We start from the raw sequence: 18,678 nt of genomic DNA, 5'->3' as shown, positions 1-18,678 counted from the left end.
GTTGGTGGCTAGAGCGGAGAGGGTCCACCCGATTCCATCTCGAACTCGGAAGTTAAGCTCTCCAGCGCCGATGGTACTGCGACCGAGAGGTCGTGGGAGAGTAGGTCGCTGCCAACCATTTCATTACAAAAGCCCGCCCCCTTCTACGTAAGTAGAAGGGGGCGGGCTTTTTTGTGTTTTGGCGTCGGGGAAGGGGCGTGTGGGGAAGGAGCGTTGGTGCGGATTCGGTGGGATAGCTGGAGGGTTCGATACCGATGAACGGGTGCCAGGGGTTCGATCGGGCGGGAAGATCGGGGGCCAGGCGTTCGATCGGGTGCCAGGGGTTCGATCGGACGCGATGAACGGGTGCCAGGGGTTCGATCGAACGCGAGGATCGGGTGCCAGGCATTCGATCGTGCAGGAAGATCGGGTGCCAGGCATTCGATCGTGCAGGAAGATCGGGTGCTGCGATGAACGGGTGCCAGGCGTTCGATCGTGCAGGAAGAGCGGGTGACCATGATCGGGTGCCAGGCACCCGATCTCGGGCAACATCGTCGAACGCATGGTATGCGAAGTTGATCGAGCCGTGGGAAAGGTGGGCATCTGAATCTTAAGAACGTGTTCGAGCGGCTGTCACCCGATCCCGGGCAACGTAATCGAACGCATGGTATGCGACGTTTGTCGAGCTGTGCGAAAGGTGCGCATCTGAGTCTCGACAACGTGTTCGAGCGCCTGGCACCCGAATAGAACTCGGCCTCCATCATCGATGTTCGCCAGGCAGCAGGCACAAAAAAACCGCCCGGTCTCCCGGGCGGTTTGTGATCTCCTGCAACGCACGATTGTGCTCAGGGCTTCGCTTCGGAGCCCTCGACCTTCTCGGCGTCTTCGGTCTTCTCGGCATCGTGGCCTTTCTCGGCGGCCGGTGACTTTTCAGTCGTTTCGACGGCAGCGGGGCTTGCTTTCACGTCCGCCCTTTCATCGCTTGCAGCGGGTTTGGCGCTGTCGGCGTTTTCGATCGTTTCGACATTTTGGGCCTGCTCGCTGGCAAAGCCAGCGCGCTTAAGCTCCTCTTCGAGCAGTTCAACGCGCTCGCGAGCCGCGTCGAGCTGACGCTGGGTGACCTTGTAGGCTTTGTCGTTGTTGTCGGCGCGGCGACGCTGTTTGTCGACCTCGCGAGCGGTTTTATTGAGCTTGCGTTTCAGATCCTGCTCGGCGCTGCGTACCTCGTCGGCCTGGGCCTTGTTCTGCGATTCGATGCGTGCGCGCAAGCGTTCGATTTCGTCGCGCTGGCGGGCGAGTTCGTCGGTGTCGAATTCGACCTTCTCCGGGGCGGAGGGTGTCGGGGCGGCTTTGGCTTCGGCGACTCTGGCCTGAGCTTCGGCGCGAGCGGCGCTGACGCGCTGGTCGGCGTTGGCGAGTTTCGCTTTGAGGTCGGCGATTTCAGCCCGGGCCTCCAGGAGCGCGGTCTGGTCGACGCCGGCAGCCTCTTCACGGGCCTTGCGGGCGTTCTGGCGCGACTCTTTGAGTTCGTTTTTAAGCTCGTAGACCTGTGATTTCAGCGACTTGGTCTCGTTCTGAGCTTCGGCGAGCTCTTTTTCCAGGCGGCCGGTGTCGACGGAGGGCGTGGCCTTGGGGGCTTTATCGCTGTCGATCTTCTTGGTGGAGCCTTCTTTCTTCTCGAGCTTCTTCTCACGAGCATCCAGATCGGCCAGGCCGGCGAGGTAGGCGCGCTTGGTGCGGTTGCCTTCCATAAAGAGGACGATGCCGGCGATGAAGGCGACGACCCCGATGGCGATGTAGAGCATTTCCATGACGAACCCTTCGTGGCGCCGCTCGTCGAGTTCGGCGCGGTCGGTAAAGGCAGCGGTGGACCCGGTGAAGCAAGGAGGAGGTCTGCGCGATGCGACGAGCCACCTGACGCGAAACGTCCTCCTCGGCTGCGCCGACCCGAAACCTGGGGGGGCCGGCAGATCTTCAGTCCCGCGATGGCCGCATCAGCGTGCAATTTCGAGCATAAAGACGCGTGGTCTTAACACCGTGCGTCTTTTAGCGTCAAGGCGGCCGACCTTCAGATCCCCTTGATAGGGCGGGGGGCGGCGGGCATACTCCCGGCGCACAGACGAGGTGGAGTTCGATGAGTGTTGTGAAGTTCGAGAATGTGGCAGTGGCGGGACTCGCAGAGATGCGCGCTCCGCGTGCAATCAGCTCCGGGGCGATTGAGGCCAGGCTGGAGCCAGCGCTCAAACGCGCGGGGCTGCCGACGCGGGGGCTCATTTACCAGCTCACCGGCATCGCCGAGCGGCGCGTGTGGCCTGAGGGCGTGATGGCAAGTGTGCCGGCGGCGATGGCCGGACGGCGTGCGCTGGAGCGCTCCGGGGTGGCGCGTGAGAAGATCGGCGTGCTCATCAGCACGTCGGTCTGCCGCGACTTCGTGGAACCCTCGGTCGCCTCAATGGTGCATCGCAGCCTGGAGCTGAGTTCGCATTGTTTGAACTTTGATGTGGGCAACGCCTGTCTGGGCTTTTTGAACGGCATTCAGGTCGTGGGGGATATGATCGAGCGGGGCTCGATTGAGTACGGGATGGTTGTCAACGGGGAGTCCAGCCTGGAGGTGATTGAGGCGACGATTGCGCGTCTTAATCAACCCGACTTCCCGGTAGAGAAGATGCGCGACCAGCTCGCCACGCTGACCCTGGGTTCGGGGGCGGCTGCCATGGTGCTGGGCCGGCGCGATCTTCTCGCGGCGAATGCGCCGCGTGTGGTGGGGGCGGTGACGGAGTCGGCGAGCGAACATAATGAGCTCTGCCGCGGCCAACGCGATTGGATGGAAACCGACGCGGCGATGCTTCTTTTGCGCGGTGTTGAACTCGGCCAGAAGACGTTTGCCCGCGCGGCGGATGAGCTGGGGTGGTCACCCGGGGGGCTCGACCTTGTGTGTGCTCACCAGGTCAGCGCGGTGCACATGACGCGGGTGGCCGAGGCGCTTGAGCTCGATCGCGAGCGTTTTTTGAAGATCTACCACGATCATGGAAACGTCGGCCCCGCCTCCATTCCCATCGCGCTGGCAAAGGCGGTGGATCAGGGCCGGGTGCAGCCCGGCGAGAGGGTGGGTCTTATGGGGATTGGCAGCGGATTAAACTGTTCGATGATGGAGATTGCGTTTTGACCCAACCACAGCTTCACCCGAGCCAGGAGGCTGTGAGCCCCTCGCTTTACCCCTATTCGCCGAACTTTCATCAGGTCGCCGACGGCCACAGCCTGCATTATGTCGATGAGGGTGAGGGCCCGGCGGTGTTGATGGTACACGGCAATCCGACCTGGTCTTTTTATTACCGCAACCTCATTGAGGCGTTGCGTGGCGGGCATCGCACCATTGCGCCCGATCACATCGGTTGCGGTCGATCCGATAAGCCCGCAGCCAGCGCGTATCCGTATACGCTGGAGCGACGTGTCGAGGATCTGGAGAGCCTTGTGAAGGCGCTCGATTTGCGGGAGCCGCTGACGCTGGTGCTTCACGACTGGGGCGGCATGATCGGGATGACCTTTGCGGCTCGGAACCCGCATCTGGTGGGGCGCATCGTGTTGTTGAATACCGCGGCGTTTCATCTTCCGAAGACCAAGTCTTTTCCGCTCCCGCTCAAAGTGGCGCGCGACACTGCGGTGGGGTCGGTTCTGGTCAAGAAGCTCAATGCGTTCAGCCGGACGGCCTCCCGTGTGTGTGTGACATCGCCGCTTCCGGCGGAGGTGCGTCAGGCCTATGAGGCGCCCTACGATACGCCAGCCAATCGCATCGCCACGCTGAGGTTTGTGCAGGATATCCCGCTCTCGCCGGGGGATTCGGGTTACGAGCTGGTCAGTCAGACGGAGGCGGCGCTGCCTTCGCTCGGGGATCGTCCGATCTTCATCGGCTGGGGGTATAAGGATTTCGTTTTCGACCGCCATTTCCTGGCGCGTTGGAAGGAGATCTATCCCCAGGCTACCTACGCGGAGTATCCCGAGGCGGGGCATTACGTGCTCGAAGATCGGCGTGACGATCTGATTCCGAAGATCGTCGGCTTCATTCAGAGCACGGATGCCTGGGAGGGCGCATGAGCGCACCGGCAACGGCCCAGGATGCGAGCAGTGGGGAGATGCCCGATCCGAACATCGCGCGGGCGATCAGCGCGATGGCGCAGGCGATGCCCGATGCTCCGGCGATTCACTTTCCGACCTCGCGCGCGCCTGATGGCACCTGGCGCTACGAAACGACCTCCTACGCCGAGCTGGATCGGGTCAGCGATGAGATTGCCGCCGGGTTGCACGCCATCGGCGTGGTGCCGGGCATCCGCGCGGTGTTGATGGTCAAGCCTTCGATGGCGTTTTTTGCGCTGACCTTCGGTCTTTTTAAGGCCGGGGTTGTGCCGGTGATTGTGGACCCGGGGATGGGCCTTAAGAACCTGAAGGTATGTCTGGCTGAAGCCGAGCCCCAGGCCTTTATTGGCATTCCCGCCGCTCACGCGGCGCGCCTGGCGCTGGGGTGGGGGCGAGGCACGATTGAGCATTGCGTGACCGTGGGACGGCGCTGGTTGTGGGGCGGGTTCACACTCGAGCAGGTGCGTCAGAAGGGGGCAGCTGTCGATGGCTGGGAGCCGCCGCGGGTCAAGCCCGATGATATGGCGGCGATCCTCTTTACCTCCGGGAGCACCGGGGTGCCCAAGGGGGCGGTGTACACGCACGGGAACTTCGCGGCGCAGGTGGCGCTGATCAAAGCGACGTATGCGATTGAGCCCGGGGAGGTCGATCTTCCGACCTTCCCGCTCTTTGCGCTCTTTGATCCTGCGCTGGGGATGACGACGGTGGTGCCGGATATGGATTTTGCGAATCCGGGCAATGTCGATCCGCGAAACCTCATCGAACCCATCCGCCAGATGGGCATCACCAACATGTTTGGCTCGCCGGCGGTGCTCAACAAGCTCGGGCGATATGCGGAGGCCGAGGGGGTGAAGCTGCCCGGTCTCAACCGTGTGATCTCGGCCGGGGCGCCGGTGCCGGCGGTGACGCTGCGGCGAGTGAAGGCGATGCTCGATGAGCGGGCGCAGATCTTTACGCCTTACGGGGCCACAGAGTCGTTGCCGGTGGCCTCGATCGGCAGCGATATGATTCTGGGGGAGACGGCTCAAGCCACCGATGTGGGGAAGGGCGTGTGTGTGGGTTTCCCGGTCGATGGGGTCGAGGTGAAGGTGATTAGCATCACCGATGAGCCGATCGCGAGCTGGGACGATGCGCAGGTGCTCAACCCGGGTGAGATTGGCGAATTTGTGGTGAAAGGGCCGCAGGTCACCCGCGCCTACTACAACCGCGACGCATCGACCCGTGGCGCGAAGATCGCCGATGGTAAAGAGGTGCGCCATCGCATGGGCGATGTGGGGTATTTCGATGCGTCGGGGCGGATGTGGTTTTGCGGCCGCAAGACCCATCGGGTGGTGCTCGATGAGGAGCGCACGATGTTCACGATCCCGGTCGAGGGGATCTTTAACACCCATCCGGCGGTTTTTCGCACGGCGCTGGTCGGGGTGAAGCGTGCGGGTCAGATGGTGCCCGTCTTATGCGTGGAGCTTGAGGCGGAGCATCAGGGCGCGGTGCGCGATGAGGTGCGCGAAGAGCTTCTGGCCATCGGCGCAAAGCACGAGCTTACCCGCGGGATGAAAGAGGTGCTCTTTCACGCGGGCTTCCCGGTGGACGTGCGGCATAATTCGAAGATCTTTCGAGAAGCGCTCACCGAATGGGCGCGGGAGCAGCTGGCATGAAGGTTCTGGTCACCGGAGGCGGTGGATTTCTTGGCGAGGCGATTGTCGATCACCTGCTTGCCAGGGGGGATGAGGTGCGCTCGCTGGCACGCGGCGACTATCCGAATCTGCGTGCGAAGGGCGTGGAGGTGATGCGCGGTGATCTGGCCGATGCCGAGGTGGTTTCTTCGGCCGTGGAAGGCTGTGAGGAAGTCTACCATGTCGCAGCGCGCGCCGGCGTGTGGGGGCCTTATGAGGACTATTACCAGGCCAATGTGGTGGGCACTCAAAACATCATTGAGGCCTGTCGCACCCACAACGTTCCTCGCCTGATCTTCACCAGCTCGCCGAGCGTGGTCTACGGCGATGATCCGCTTGAAGGGGTCGATGAGTCGGTGCCCTATCCCTCGACGTACCTGACGGCGTACCCCGAGACCAAGGCGATGGCGGAGAAAGCGGTGCTCGCGGCGAACAGTGACGCGTTGAGAACCGTGTCATTACGCCCGCATCTGATCTGGGGACCGGGCGATAATCATCTGGTGCCGCGCATCATCGATCGGGCACGGCGCGGCAAGCTCAAGCGGGTGGGTGATGGCAGAGCGCTGGTGGATTCGGTCTATGTGGACGATGCCGCGCGCGCGCATCTGCTGGCTGCCGAGGCGCTGGCAGGCGATGGGAAGCCCGCCGGCAAGGCCTACTTCATTACCCAGGATGAGCCGATGGCGGTGGGAGAGCTCATCGATAAGATCCTTGTGAGCGGTGGGCTTGAGCCGCTTAAGGCGCAGGTGCCCGCCGGGGTGGCCTACGCGGTGGGCTGGGCGATGGAGACGGCCTATAGGGCGCTGGGCAAGCGCGAGGAGCCTTTGATGACGCGCTTTCTGGCCAAACAGCTATCCACGGCACACTACTTCGACATCTCTGCGGCGCGCCGGGATTTTGGCTACGCGCCCCAGCGCACCATTGAGGAAGGGATGGTCGAGCTGGGCGCGTGGATTCGCAAGACCGGGCTCTGAACGTATCGCGTGTTCGGGTGCCAGGCGAACGATCGTTTTTGAGAGGTTGTTCGGGTGCCAGGCGTCCGATCGTTTTTGAGAGGTTGCCCGGGTGCCAGGCGTCCGATCGTTTTTGGGAAGTTTCCCGGGTGCCAGGCGTCCGATCGTTTTTGAGAGGTTGCCCGGGTGCCAGGCGTCCGATCGTTTTTGAGAGGTTGCCCGGGTGCCAGGCGTCCGATCGTTTTGGGAAGTTTCCCGGGTGCCAGGCCATCGAGCCGCGTTGCCAGCCTGTTGTAGCAGATCTACGATGAGCGCCCGAACACACTGAATGCGCCCTGAGGCCCCGATGTTTGATGCATGGACGAGGCAGGATGATTCACCGCTCTTTCGCCTGGCGAGTGAGCGCTCGCAGCTGGTGGCTGAGGTCAGCCGGCGTGCGTTTAATGACTTTGTGCGGGCCTCGCGCGACGCGCGGGGGGCGGGCATTGAGTACGTGCTCAACGACGCGGCCTACCAGGAGATCGCCCGGCTTCAGCGGGAGCGGGGCGCGGAGGAGGAGGTGCGCTCGATCGCCTGGTGGCGCAGCATGTCCCGGCGTCTGGCGACGATGCCCGAGCCCAAAAAGCGCGAGATCCTCTGGAAGCTTGTCGAGAGCTACGCCGATGATCTGGCCGGGCGCTTTAACCCCTGGGTTTACAAGATGGCCACCGGGGCGCTGCCCATCGGGTTGAGTTTTTTGTTCAAGGCCCAGGACCTGCCGCGAGTGGCCACCATGCCCACGCGGGTCGGCGAGCTGCGTGAGACGCTCTCGCACGTGCGCGATCTGACGCAGCGGGTGGTCTTGCAGGGAGATCTGGCCACATTGCGGGTGCTTGCGAAGAAAGGGACTCTGGTCTTTGTGCCCACGCATAGCTCCAATATGGACTCGATTCTGGTGGGATGGGCGCTCTACGAAGCCGGGCTGCCGCCGGTGACATACGGGGCGGGAAAGAATCTCTTTACCAACCCCCTGATGGGCTTCTTCATGCATAACCTGGGGGCGTATAAGGTCGACCGGCGCCTCCAGCATCGTCTTTATAAAGATGTGCTCAAGACCTACTCGCAGGTCTTGATCGAGCGGGGCTACCACAGTCTCTTTTTCCCGGGAGGGACGCGCAGCCGCTCCAATGCGGTGGAGCAACACCTGAAGCTGGGGCTCTTAGGGACGGCGCTCAGCGGCTACATCCACAGCCTGATGCGCGATCCGCAGGCGAAGCCGGTCTACATCGTGCCGCTGACGATCAACTACAACCTGGTGTTGGAGGCCGATAGCCTGATTCAGGATCATTTCAAACGCGAGGGCAAGGGGCGCTACCTGCTGGAGAATGATGAGTTCAATCAGCTCTCGGCGATCACGCGTTTTGTGATGAATACGATGAAGATGGATTCCACCACGATCCTGCGTTTTGGCGAGCCGCTGGATACCTTTGGCAATCGGGTGCGGGTCGACGGGGAGAGCTACGATAGCCGGGGGCGGCGCGTGAATCGCATCGATTATGTGCGTTCGGCGCGCACTGGCGAGGTGGTTGAAGACGCTGCCCGCGACCGCCAGTACACCCGCCATACCGGTGAGCGCATCGCGCAGGCCTTTCTTGAGCATACGGTATTGATGCCCACGCAGGTGGTGAGCTGGGTGCTTTTCGATCGTCTGCAGCGGCGATTTCCGGGCTGGGATGTTTACCGGCTGGTGCGTTTTGGGGCCGAGGAGATTTTGCCCTGGGAGGAGGTCCACGCCGGGGTGGAAGATGCGCTCGCTCGCCTCAAGACTCTGGAGCGCAGTGGCAAGGTGCAGCTCTCACCCTTTTTGCACGAGGCCGCGCCCGACCGGGTGGTCTACGAGGGGCTGGAGTATCTGCGCATGTACCACGTGCCCGAGGTGGTCAAGACCTGGGCTGACGGGGTGATGTTGCAGAAGCTTGAGGTCATCTACTTTTACGGCAACCGGGTGCGTCCTTTTGAGGATGCGATGCGCGCGCTGCCCTGAGCTATGCCATGAATGATATCCGGGGGGATGGGGTGCCAGGCGTTCGAACATGGCGAGAAGATCGGGTGCCAGGCGTCCGAACATGGGCGTGGATCAGATGCAGAAGATCGGGTGCCAGGCGTCCGAGAAGATCGGGTGCCAGGCGTCCGAACATGGGCGCAGAGCAGATGCAGAAGATCGGGTGCCAGGCGTTCGAGAAGCTCGGGTGCCAGGCGTCCGAACATGGGCGCAGAGCAGATGCAGAAGATCGGGTGCCAGGCGTCCGAACATGCAAAAAGGCCTGACGCCCGGCCAAGAACTCCAAAACCCGCCACAGGATGGGCCTGGGCGGGTTCATGGAGTGCGGGCTGCAGGGTTCAGGCGCGCTGTGGCGCCTTAGCTTTTTGCGGCAGTGATGGGTGAGGCATCACTGGGGCAGGATGTGGCCGACCAGCTCGTTGTCGCATTGCGGAGCGGAGGGCCAGGGGTTGGGGGGAGGCGGCGGACAAACTTGTCCGATAGGGCAGGGGGTTAAGATGATGGTGTGATTAACGCATCCACAATGGCCATTACACATACGCGCGCGAGTTTGCCTGTTACATGTGTTGTTGCAGCTATCGACGTGCTTCTGGTTGGCGTAGCATTTGCTTCTAAACGAGAGCGTCCCTGGACGTACGTCGCAAAAATCGTTGGTCACGCGGTAGATGGGCTGAGCACCGTCGACCGCCGCGACATCGACAGACCCCTCGGCGAGCATGCCGGCGGTGATGGAAGCCGCCTCGTCGCGGGGGACGAAGTCCAACAAATTGAAGCCGGCGAGTTCGGCGGCGACGTCGGCCACCGCGGCGCTGTTGGCACGCGCGGCGTAGGGCACCGAGCCCACAGCCATGCGGGGGCTCATTTCGCTGTCGGTGCCGACCTTGACGCCCAGGCTCAGCTCGGAGAATTGCGCAAAAAGTTCGGCGTCGAGGCTCTCGACCGAGCCGACGTAGTGAGTGAAGGCGCCGTTGTCGATGTTCACCGTGGCAAGCTCGGTGAAGACGTCGTTTTCAGACGCATCGTAGAGGCGAAAGCGGATGTCGAGTTCGCCGTCGATGGGAGCGCCATCGGCGTCGGTGAGGTAGCCCTGAACCGGGTAGAGCGCGGGCGTTTCAGCAAGCGCGGAGGGCAGCGCAAGGGCGGTGGCGGCCAGGGCGGTGGCGAGGCCGGTGAGCAGTCTGGAAGTGTTCATGTTTTCTCCCCTGAGTTGAGTTTTGTCTGGAAGGTACAGATAGGTCTGGGTCAGAGCGTTGGGGGCGTTCATCCATCCGTATTAGTTGCCGGCACCTACGGCCGGTCGAGCTTTGTAGCTGGAACTCTCTGCGGGAGCTGCGGTCGGAGCGCCGAGGTTGAGGCGCAGCTGGTAGCTCTCCGAGCTGGCGCTCTGGGCGCCGGCGCTCTGTTGCACGATCGAGCCCACGGGCGCTGCTGGCTCGGGGGTGTTTCCGGCATCGTCTTCAGGACCGGGATTGTTTCCGGCGTCGTCTTCAGGGCCGGGATTGTTTCCGGTGTCATCTTCAGGACCGGGATTGTTTCCGGTGTCGTCTTCGGGACCGGGATTGTTTCCGGTGTCGTCTTCGGGACCGGGATTGTTTCCGGTATCCTCGCCGACCTGGTTATCGGGGGTAGGCTGAGTGTTGGTGGGATCGGTGGTGTTACAGGCCGTGGCCATGAGCAATGCGCTCAAAAGCAGCGCGAACCAGCTGGCTTTTGGGCCAAAGTTGTAGCGCATGGAGACTCCTTTGAAGGGGGCGGAATCAGCATTATGGAACGAAGTGGGGATACCAAAGCATAAGCGGGAACGGGGATCAAACCCGAAACTGACTCCCCAGTCAGAAGCGCCTTTCGGGGGCTTCGTGCTGGTGAGCACGTGTTACATTGCGTCAATGGAAGGGACGTTAAGCAAAGCAGGCGCAAAAATCAAAGGGTGATTTTTGCGCCTGCCGGGGGTTTCGCGGGGTGTCCTGTAAAAACGCATGACACCGCGTTATGTGAACACGATCAGGGCATGGTGACCGTGACGTTGGTGGTCAGATCGGCGTTGACCACGATGTCGTGGGTGTGGGTGAGCTCGAAGGTTCCGGTGGTGGAGCTTTCGATGTAGACGCCCACTTCCCACTCACCGGCCGGCACGTTCTGCAGGTTGAAGGTGCCACTGGCGGTGGTGTGCATCGCGGGCACTGTGCTGTTGATAAGCCCGCGGTTGAGCGAGATGGTGGCGTTTGCCACAGGCTGCCCGCTGCTGTCGGTGACAATGCCGCTGACCGAGCCTTTGCCGGGATCCTCGCCGATGCGCAGCACGTAGGTGGAGGCGGTCCGGTTGAGGTAGCCCATGGTGTCAACCGAAACCAGATGGAAGGCCCAGATGCCCGGATCGAGGTCGGCCAGCAGGATCTGCTTCTGGGTGACCGGGAGGGCGAGATCGTCGTGGGTGGGGATGGTGTCACCAAAACGATCGATGACGTAGCGGTAGCCGGTGAAGTTGCTGTCGTCGTGGCGATCGGTCCAGCGGATGAAGGCGTCGTCGTTGGTGTAGAAGTTGGCGGAGTTGGAGTGAGTGTCGCTGGAGAGGGTGGGGGGCCCGTCGGTCAGGCGCACGGTGAAGTGAGTGGGCGACTCACCGACTTCAAAGCCGCTGTCGACCGAGGTGACGTGCAGGTAGTTGCGTCCAGCGTCGACGTCGTCGCGGGTGTAGGTGATGACATCCTGGTCGGTGAATTGACCGTTGGAGGGCTCCACCAGGGTGTAGGGGTTGCGATCGACGCGGTGGTAGTAGCCCTGCAGGCCGGGGAAGGGGCGCTCCCAGCTCAGCGCGATGGTGTCAAAGTCGTCGTTATAGACACGATCGCTGACCGGGTGCGTGGAACTGAAAAGCTGGAGCGGCGGCAGGATGTCTTGCGTGAGGACGCCGGTGACGGTGCCGGTGATCTCGATGGCGTCGCCGTAGAAGAGCTTGAGGCGGCCCTCACCTCCGTGGCCCGCGCCGTTGTCGGTGATACCACCGGCGGCGCTGATGGTGCCGGAGACCGTCAGGTCGTTGGCGGCCAGACGAATGCCACCGCCGGAGCCTGCGCCGCCCTGGTAGGCGGCGCCGTCCAGAACATCCTGGCCGTCGGCGCGCAGGCTGCCTTCAATGAGGATGGTGTTGGCCTCCAGACTCAAGCGGCCGCCGCCCAGGCCGCCGGGGGTGCCGTTGTTGCCGTATCCTTTTCCTCCGGGGCTGCCGGCGCTGACATCGGAGTTGGGTTCCACTCCGTGAATTGAGCCGCCGGAGCGGCAGGTCTGCGCCTGGCCGCGGGTGCCGTAGCCCCCGCCGGTGCCATCGGTGTACACGTAGGTGGGGTAGGCGCAGTAGACACCATCAACACCTCTGCCGGCGGCGGTTTGGCCGGTGGGTGCGAGGACGATGGAGCCGCCCAGTTCCACATGAATGGAGCTTGCGCGGATGGTCAGGTCACCGGTGGGGCTGGTGACCGTGACGCCGGGGCGCACGATGAAGGGGCCGTCGACGAGTACGAGTCCGTCGAGGTTGATGTCGGTGCTAATGTCGAGTTCATCAAGTGCGCAGGTTGCGGCGGTGATGTCGCAGCTGCCAGCGCAGGTTTCGGCAACTTCCCAGGCGGTGCCAGAGCTGTTGCAGGTTTCGATGTTCTGGCCGTTGCAGCGCCGCTGACCGGGCTCACAGGCGCCGGTGCAAAGACCCGCGTTGCAGCTCACAGCACAGGTGGCCACGTGAAGGTAGGCGGTGCCAGTGGCGTTGCAGAGCTCGGCGACCTGGCCGTTGCAGCGGCGAACGCCGGGCTGGCATGCAACCTCATCGTCGCACTGGCCGGCCGAACAGCTCAGGGGGCAGGACTGGCTGGGAGTCCACGCGCCACTCTGGCAGGTCTCCACGCTTGTGGCGTCGGCCGAGCAGCGTTCCTCGCCATCGGTGCAGCCGATGCAGATGCCTTCGTCGCAGGTGAGGTTTTCGCCGCAGGACTCGGTGGCAGACCAGTCCAGGCATCCGGTGCTCTGTTGCTCGCAGGCCTGAAAGGCGCCGTCGCCGTCGCAGCGAAGTTCGCCATCGGTGCAGGCATCTTCGCAGCTCGACTGGCATTGGCCGCCGGAGCAGATCAGGTCGCCTTCGCAGGATTGAACATCGGACCACTCCGGACAGCCATCGATGTTCTCGATGCAGGTGCGCACGCCTTCGCCGGCGCACTCGCTGGCGTCGACCTCGCAGATCTCCTCGCAGCCTGCGGCGCAGCGCCCGCCGGTGCAAACTTCGTCAGTCTGGCAGACCACCGGGTCGGCCCACTGTGCGCAGCCCTGAAGGCTCACGCAGTTTTGCGCGCCTTCGTCGGTGCAGCGTGAGGTGCCCGGGGTGCAGACGTCGCAATTGTCGGCGTCGCCGGGATCTTCGGCGTCACCGGTGTCTTCGGTGTCTTCGGGATCATCGGCGTCGGTGCCCACATCGGTGAGACCGCCTGTGTCCGGGGTGTTGGCTCCGCCTGTCTCGGAGCCACACGCACCCAGGGTAAGGCTCAGTGTGATGATCATCAGGCTCGCGAGCATGTGCCGGCGAACACGTCGTAAAAGCGCTCGGTTCATCCTATCCTCCGGAGGCGTCGCGGGTGATGCGACGACAAAATCACTTTGAAAGTTGAGTGCAGCGCGAAGGTTAGAGCGTGACGAGCAGCATTTCAATACGTGCGTCGGCGCGACGCTCTGAACTCTTGATGAGGTTCGCGATGATCCAAAAAGAAGCGGCGATCTACATGGTGCTTAACCCGAGCTCGGCGGCCGATGATGCGTTGCGTGAGCTTGTGGGGGAGCTTCGCCAGAAGGGCTACCGGGTGTGCCCGCGCTGCACCTGGGAGGAGGGTGACGGTGCGCGCGCGGTGAGGGAGGCTGCCGAAGACGGGGCAGAGTTGGTGGTGGCCTGCGGCGGCGACGGCACGTTGCATGAGGTGGCCAACGCGCTGATGGCGCTCGATGAGGCGCAGCGCCCGGCGATGGCCGGGCTTCCCTACGGCACCGGCAACGACTTTTTAGGCGCGTTGGGGGTCGACCCAAAAGAGAGCCCCGCGCAGCTGGCCGGGTGGCTTGATGAAGCGCCCTGGCCGGTGGATGTGGGGCGCATCAACGATCGTCATTTTATCAACATGGCGACTGCCGGGGCGGGCGCGACGGTCACCGCCGAGACCTCCCGTGGCTTTAAAGATGTGGCCGGAAGTCTGGCCTATTTTGTCAAAGCCATTCCCGCTGCTTTTGATCTGCCGGTGCATCATCTTAACGCCCGCGCTCCCGGGTTGGAGTGGGAGGGGGATGCGGCGTTTATCTTTGTGGGAAACGGCCCGCAGTCCGGCGGCGGCTGGAGCTTTTGCCCGGCGGCCCGGGTCGACGATGGCCTGCTCGATCTGGTGATCGTGCCGGCGATGGGGCTTAGCGAGATGGTTCGGCAGATGCGCGAGCTGGTCAGTCAGCCCGAGGCCACCGACTGCCACGACATCGTCTACCGCCGGGTCAAAGAGGCGCATCTTCGCTTTGAGGAGGAGGTGCCGCTGAACCTCGATGGGGAGAGTTTTCCCGGTCGGGAGTTTGCGTTTTCGGTGCGGCCCGGCGCGCTCGCGTTTCTGGGGCCGCGTCCTCCCCGCGTCACTGCGGAGGAGGAGCAGGGGGACGAGGGTTAGGCCCGAGCCTGCGAAGTTGAAACAACGTGTGAACCGGTTTGGCAAAGGGCTGCGGCGAGCCTATGGTTTTGCGACACCTGGGAACATGTGTGCAGGGTTCGGGGGATATGAGTCCGAATGAAATCTGAATACGTCAGGAGATGATGTGAGCAACGAGACGATCTTTTCGAAAATCATTCGCGGGGAGCTTCCCTGCGATAAGGTCTACGAGACCGACGATGTGCTGGCATTTCGGGATATCAACCCGGCCGCGCCGGTGCATGTGCTGGTGATCCCCAAAAAGCCCATCGTCAACGTGGGGCAGGCCGACGAAGACGATGCGCTTTTGCTGGGCACGTTGATGTTGGCGGCCAAAGAAGTCGCGCGCATCGAGGGGTTGGAGGAGAGCGGCTTTCGGCTGGTGGTCAACAACGGGGCGGAAGTCGGTCAGACGGTCTTTCATCTGCACGTGCATGTGCTGGGCGGGCGTGCGTTCTCCTGGCCTCCGGGCTGAGTCTGGCGAGCAGGTAGGATGACGATGCAGCGTTGGGGGGGCGTGTGTCGTCCGGCTCCGGGGCAGGACATGGGCGAGGTGGACGTGCGCCTGATGATGGTGTGTGAGGTGATGGTCCAGACCGCCGGGGCGGGCGCGTTGGCACGGGGGCTGCTGGCGAGCACCTGGCGTCGCGGGGCGGTGAGAAGCGATGTTGAAGATGCCTTCTTAGAGCACGGCAATGAGAGGAGTGAAGATGGGTGCGTTTGATGGAAAGGTTGCGTTGATCACCGGCGCCGGCGGTGGGCTGGGGCGCGCGTATGCGCTGGCCCTGGCGAAGGCTGGAGCGGCGGTGGTGGTCAACGATCTGGGCGTGAGCCGCCACGGTGAGGATGAGGGGCAGGCCCTGGCTGAGAAGGTCGTCGACGAGATCAAAGCGCTGGGCGGCAAGGCCGTGGCCGACCGCGGCTCGGTCTCCAGCGCCGACGACGCGCAGGCGATGGTGACCCACGCCATTGAGAGCTTTGGGCGCCTGGACATCGTCATTAATAACGCCGGCATTTTGCGCGATAAGACCCTTGTGCGCATGAATGAGGCGATGTGGGATCAGGTCCTGGACGTGCATCTCAAGGGGACCTTTCTGGTCACGAAGTTCGCCGTGGAGGCCATGCTCAAGGCCGGACAGGGCGGGCGTATCATCAACACCTCGTCGTACGCGGGGCTTAAGGGGAACTTCGGGCAGAGCAATTACGGGGCGGCCAAGGCGGGCATCGCCGGGCTGACGCGGGTGGTGGCGCTGGAGTGCGCCCGTTACAACATCACCTGCAACGCGATCGCGCCGGTGGCCAAGACCCGCATGACCGAAGCGCTCGACATGGTGCCCGAGAGCTATGCGGCGGAAGACGTCGCGCCGCTGGTGCTCTGGCTCGCGAGTGAGGATGCCGCCGGGGTTTCGGGACGTGTGTTCGGGGCGCATGGTCGCCACTATTTTGAGTATATGATGGAGACGACGCCCGGTGTGGAGCGCGAGGATGCCTGGACGGTGGAGGAGGTCGGCAGGCGTTTTGAGGCGATCACCGCGCCGGCTGGCAGCTGCAGTGAGCGTGCGGTGGAGGATGCCGCGCGGGCGCGAGGGATCTTCGAGGCGCTCCCGCAGGTCTTTGATCGGGAGGCCGGCGCGAGCTGGGACGCCGGGCTGGTCTTTGAGGTTCGCGGTGCCGGTACCTACGGGCTGCGCGTAAGCGAGGGGAGTGCGAGTGTTGTGGAGGGCACCCCCGACACGGTCAGCGCCAGGGTGACGTTCGACAGCGCGCAGACGCTCCTTGAGCTGGCCGCAGGTCAGCTCTCGGCGCAGAAGGCCTTTATGTCCGGGCAGATCAAAGCCGATGCCATGGGGGTGTTGATGAAGTTCGCGTCTTACTTCGACCTTCAGGCTGCCGGGGCGATCGCTGCCGGCGCGCCGAAGGCCGATGTGCAGGCAACGAGCGGAACGTCGGAGGGGAGCGGCCAGGGGGCCGAAGGCCCCAACGGGGAGGTTGTGGGCAAGAGGTTTAAGATGCCGCCTCGCGATCTCAACCCCGCGGAGATGATCGCGTACGCCGAGGCGGTCGATGATCGCCAGGCGCGCTACCTCCGTGAAGATGCAGAGGGAGGGCTTGTGGCCGCGCCGCTCTTTGCGGTGCAGCCGCTCCTCGGCGCTCTGGAGATGGCGATGCGCGATGAGGAACTCAACGCCGATGTGCTGCGCCTGGTGCACGGGGAGCAGGAGATGACCTTTTATGATGTGCTGCGTCCCGGAGATCGTGTGTCGCCGCACTCGGAGATCGCAAAGGTGGAGGAGAAGTCGTCAGGCTGGCTCATTGAGGTACGCCAGCAGCTGATGCGGGAGGGGGGGCTTGTGGTGGAGGCGTCGAGCTCGCTTTTTGTGCGCAAGTCTGGCGACGGCACGAAGACGATCAACGGCTCGAAGAAGGTGAGGGCTGGCGAGGAGGTGCGGGAGTCGCCGGAGGTTGTCTTCACCCAGGAGCAGGTGGTGGCCGAGGACCAGCCGCGGCGTTACGCGGCGGCGTCTGGCGATCATAATCCCATTCATGTCGATGAGGAGGTGGCCCGCGCAGCGGGGCTGCCGGATGTGATCCTGCACGGGCTCTGCACGATGGCTTTTGCGGCGCGCGCGGCGGTGGAGGGCGTGGCCGAGGGACGTGTGGAGCGGCTCAGGCGTATGAAGGTGCGCTTTGCTCGTCCGGTCTTTCGGGGCCAGGAGCTGACGACGCGGATCTGGGAGGTGGAGCCGGGGCGCTATGGTCTGGAGACGCTCAATGAGAAGGGTCAGCCGGTGCTCACGCATGGTGAGGTTGAACTCGGCTGAGCGCATCGGGTGCCGCATCGCGATGACGCAGCGCGGCGTTTGCAATGTGTTTGGAGCCGCGGCTACCATCGGGACATCGCGATGACGATGAGCACCAGACGTATTTAAATGAACGCCTCCGGCCGGCCTCGGGCAGCGCCGCGGCATGACGAACGGGTTTCAGGGATGAGAGAGCGGGTGATGAGAGAACAGCGTTACCTTATCGGGCTGGCGATGGTGGCTGCCGGTATGATGTTCACCGGCGCGTGTTCCGGCGATGATGTCGGTGGCACCGATGCTCCTGACACCGAGGTTGTGGCCGACAGCGGTGACGACGCCGGGGATACCGGCGGTGACTCAACCCCCGATGGTGGCGAAGATGCCGACACTGCGGCAGAGCCCGACGCCGGTGATGCGGATGTGCCCGACGCCGACGAGCCGGATGCCGATGTGGATCCGGGGCCCGATGAGAATGATTATCCTCCGGTCGAGTGCGCGTATCCTTCCGATGATGAGACGTGCCCCGATGGTCCTTTTGGGCCGGGGACCTACTTTTCGAAGTTTGAGATCGTCACCGATAAGACCTGTTGCGCCGACATCAACGGGGATGGCTCGATCGATAACTACCTGGGCAACGACGTCGTTGGCACGCTCGGTCCGCTGCTCGGGGGCGATGTGAATGGCAACATTCAGCTCGCCATCGACAACGGCCTGCTTATGTACTTGATGGAGGCTCAAAGCTGGGGCAACACCGCCTACGACGCCAGCCTGGAGCTGAAGGTGCTCGAAGGGGATTATTCGGAAGAGACGCCGCAGACCAACCTCTCGGGGGAGGGGGCTGTGTATGTCAGCGCCGAGAGTTATGACGAAGACGGCGCGCCGCGCTTTGGTTTCACTTCGGCGCGGGTCGATGAGGGCGGGGTGTTGCGGGCGAGCGGAGGCAGCCTTAACGCGCGCTTCCCCGGGATGATCGAGGCGATCGCGCTGGAGCTGACTGATGTGAGCATTCGCGCGCAGGTGGTCGACGATCCCCAGGCAAATTTGCAGGCCGGCGGAGGCTTTGCGCTGGTGGAGGGCGAGCTTTCCGGGGTGTTGATGCGCGATCGTTTCTTTGAGTCGATGAACGAGGCGGCGCTGGAGTGTGAGTGCATCCAGGATACCCCGCTGCTCTTTACGTATGTGGGAACGGGCACCAACGATCGTTACCAGTGTTCGCTGGCGTCGAGTGATGTGCAGAACTGCAGCTCCGCGTCGGCGGCGTGCCGTACGCTGGCCGATAATACGCTTTGCGGTGGGTTGGCAGGGCTCTCAGGGCTGGCCGATATCGAGACCGATGAGGGGCGGGCGTTCAGTATCGGGGTACGCTTCGAGACGGTGCCCACGGAGCTTCTAGAGGTGCCCTGAGTT

At 63.3% G+C, this 18,678-nt stretch carries 14 protein-coding genes and 1 rRNA gene; 11 read left to right on the top strand and 4 right to left on the bottom strand.

Features of this window, described 5'->3' with window-relative positions; translation table 11 throughout:
• A 5S ribosomal RNA gene (rrf, locus tag EA187_RS07860) occupies positions 1–117 on the top strand.
• 707 nt (positions 118–824) lie between these two features.
• Here the strand turns inward: rrf and EA187_RS07855 are convergent.
• Complete coding sequence (locus tag EA187_RS07855; RefSeq protein ID WP_127779877.1) at positions 825–1,790, bottom strand: hypothetical protein; 966 nt, start codon at positions 1,788–1,790, stop codon at positions 825–827.
• A 323-nt stretch (positions 1,791–2,113) separates the two neighbouring features.
• Between EA187_RS07855 and EA187_RS07850 the strand changes: the two genes are divergently transcribed.
• From EA187_RS07850 to EA187_RS07830, 5 genes are all read left to right on the top strand, one after another.
• Positions 2,114–3,145: a 3-oxoacyl-ACP synthase III gene (locus EA187_RS07850; protein ID WP_206524220.1), complete on the top strand. Its 1,032-nt coding sequence runs from the start codon at positions 2,114–2,116 to the stop codon at positions 3,143–3,145.
• A gap of 32 nt (positions 3,146–3,177) precedes the next feature.
• The gene (locus EA187_RS07845; protein ID WP_206524219.1) at positions 3,178–4,071 is read left to right on the top strand and encodes an alpha/beta fold hydrolase; all 894 of its coding nucleotides are present in this window, start codon (positions 3,178–3,180) and stop codon (positions 4,069–4,071) included.
• Positions 4,068–5,765, top strand: a complete 1,698-nt coding sequence (locus EA187_RS07840) for a fatty acid CoA ligase family protein (protein ID WP_241250181.1) — start codon at positions 4,068–4,070, stop codon at positions 5,763–5,765. The genes EA187_RS07845 and EA187_RS07840 overlap by 4 nt, the downstream gene beginning before the upstream one ends.
• Entirely contained in the window at positions 5,762–6,757 is a 996-nt protein-coding gene (locus EA187_RS07835) for an NAD-dependent epimerase/dehydratase family protein (protein WP_127779876.1), read from the top strand. Before EA187_RS07840 ends, EA187_RS07835 begins: the two co-directional genes overlap by 4 nt.
• Before the next feature lie 325 nt (positions 6,758–7,082).
• Positions 7,083–8,759, top strand: a complete 1,677-nt coding sequence (locus EA187_RS07830) for a 1-acyl-sn-glycerol-3-phosphate acyltransferase (protein WP_164856102.1) — start codon at positions 7,083–7,085, stop codon at positions 8,757–8,759.
• Positions 8,760–9,165: 406 nt separating this feature from the next.
• Here the strand turns inward: EA187_RS07830 and EA187_RS07825 are convergent, their stop codons facing one another.
• From EA187_RS07825 to EA187_RS07815, 3 genes are all read right to left on the bottom strand, one after another.
• Complete coding sequence (locus tag EA187_RS07825; RefSeq protein WP_127779874.1) at positions 9,166–9,969, bottom strand: hypothetical protein; 804 nt, start codon at positions 9,967–9,969, stop codon at positions 9,166–9,168.
• Between the two features lie 81 nt (positions 9,970–10,050).
• Positions 10,051–10,509, bottom strand: a complete 459-nt coding sequence (locus tag EA187_RS20945) for a hypothetical protein (protein ID WP_127779873.1) — start codon at positions 10,507–10,509, stop codon at positions 10,051–10,053.
• 269 nt (positions 10,510–10,778) lie between these two features.
• On the bottom strand, positions 10,779–13,370 hold the full coding sequence (locus tag EA187_RS07815; RefSeq protein WP_127779872.1) for a carboxypeptidase-like regulatory domain-containing protein: 2,592 nt from the start codon (positions 13,368–13,370) through the stop codon (positions 10,779–10,781).
• 140 nt (positions 13,371–13,510) lie between these two features.
• Between EA187_RS07815 and EA187_RS07810 the strand changes: the two genes are divergently transcribed.
• The 5 genes from EA187_RS07810 to EA187_RS07790 all read left to right on the top strand — a co-directional run bounded on the left by EA187_RS07810 (position 13,511) and on the right by EA187_RS07790 (position 18,675).
• Positions 13,511–14,452: a YegS/Rv2252/BmrU family lipid kinase gene (locus EA187_RS07810; protein ID WP_164856101.1), complete on the top strand. Its 942-nt coding sequence runs from the start codon at positions 13,511–13,513 to the stop codon at positions 14,450–14,452.
• Positions 14,453–14,597: 145 nt separating this feature from the next.
• Positions 14,598–14,945: a histidine triad nucleotide-binding protein gene (locus EA187_RS07805; RefSeq protein WP_127779870.1), complete on the top strand. Its 348-nt coding sequence runs from the start codon at positions 14,598–14,600 to the stop codon at positions 14,943–14,945.
• An 18-nt stretch (positions 14,946–14,963) separates the two neighbouring features.
• On the top strand, positions 14,964–15,194 hold the full coding sequence (locus EA187_RS07800; protein ID WP_127779869.1) for a hypothetical protein: 231 nt from the start codon (positions 14,964–14,966) through the stop codon (positions 15,192–15,194).
• Positions 15,181–17,292 (top strand): SDR family NAD(P)-dependent oxidoreductase, encoded by a 2,112-nt coding sequence (locus tag EA187_RS07795; RefSeq protein WP_127779868.1) that lies wholly within the window; start codon positions 15,181–15,183, stop codon positions 17,290–17,292. The genes EA187_RS07800 and EA187_RS07795 overlap by 14 nt, the downstream gene beginning before the upstream one ends.
• Before the next feature lie 180 nt (positions 17,293–17,472).
• Positions 17,473–18,675: a hypothetical protein gene (locus tag EA187_RS07790; RefSeq protein ID WP_127779867.1), complete on the top strand. Its 1,203-nt coding sequence runs from the start codon at positions 17,473–17,475 to the stop codon at positions 18,673–18,675.
• Positions 18,676–18,678: the final 3 nt, after the last annotated feature.

The sequence above is a fragment of the Lujinxingia sediminis genome (assembly GCF_004005565.1).
In the GTDB taxonomy this organism is placed as follows: Bacteria; Myxococcota_A; Bradymonadia; order Bradymonadales; family Bradymonadaceae; genus Lujinxingia; species Lujinxingia sediminis.
This window is presented reverse-complemented; position numbering and strand designations above follow the sequence as displayed.

What these genes read in the sequence shown, in the direction of transcription:
- EA187_RS07815 (WP_127779872.1), bottom strand. Translation starts at nt 13,370, where the DNA reads ATGAACCGAGCGCTTTTACGACGTGTTCGCCGGCACATGCTCGCGAGC.
- EA187_RS07855 (WP_127779877.1), bottom strand. Translation starts at nt 1,790, where the DNA reads ATGGAAATGCTCTACATCGCCATCGGGGTCGTCGCCTTCATCGCCGGC.
- EA187_RS07840 (WP_241250181.1), top strand. Translation starts at nt 4,068, where the DNA reads ATGAGCGCACCGGCAACGGCCCAGGATGCGAGCAGTGGGGAGATGCCC.
- EA187_RS07800 (WP_127779869.1), top strand. Translation starts at nt 14,964, where the DNA reads ATGACGATGCAGCGTTGGGGGGGCGTGTGTCGTCCGGCTCCGGGGCAG.
- EA187_RS07790 (WP_127779867.1), top strand. Translation starts at nt 17,473, where the DNA reads ATGAGAGAACAGCGTTACCTTATCGGGCTGGCGATGGTGGCTGCCGGT.
- EA187_RS07825 (WP_127779874.1), bottom strand. Translation starts at nt 9,969, where the DNA reads ATGAACACTTCCAGACTGCTCACCGGCCTCGCCACCGCCCTGGCCGCC.
- EA187_RS20945 (WP_127779873.1), bottom strand. Translation starts at nt 10,509, where the DNA reads ATGCGCTACAACTTTGGCCCAAAAGCCAGCTGGTTCGCGCTGCTTTTG.
- EA187_RS07850 (WP_206524220.1), top strand. Translation starts at nt 2,114, where the DNA reads ATGAGTGTTGTGAAGTTCGAGAATGTGGCAGTGGCGGGACTCGCAGAG.
- EA187_RS07830 (WP_164856102.1), top strand. Translation starts at nt 7,083, where the DNA reads ATGTTTGATGCATGGACGAGGCAGGATGATTCACCGCTCTTTCGCCTG.
- EA187_RS07810 (WP_164856101.1), top strand. Translation starts at nt 13,511, where the DNA reads ATGATCCAAAAAGAAGCGGCGATCTACATGGTGCTTAACCCGAGCTCG.
- EA187_RS07795 (WP_127779868.1), top strand. Translation starts at nt 15,181, where the DNA reads ATGGGTGCGTTTGATGGAAAGGTTGCGTTGATCACCGGCGCCGGCGGT.
- EA187_RS07835 (WP_127779876.1), top strand. Translation starts at nt 5,762, where the DNA reads ATGAAGGTTCTGGTCACCGGAGGCGGTGGATTTCTTGGCGAGGCGATT.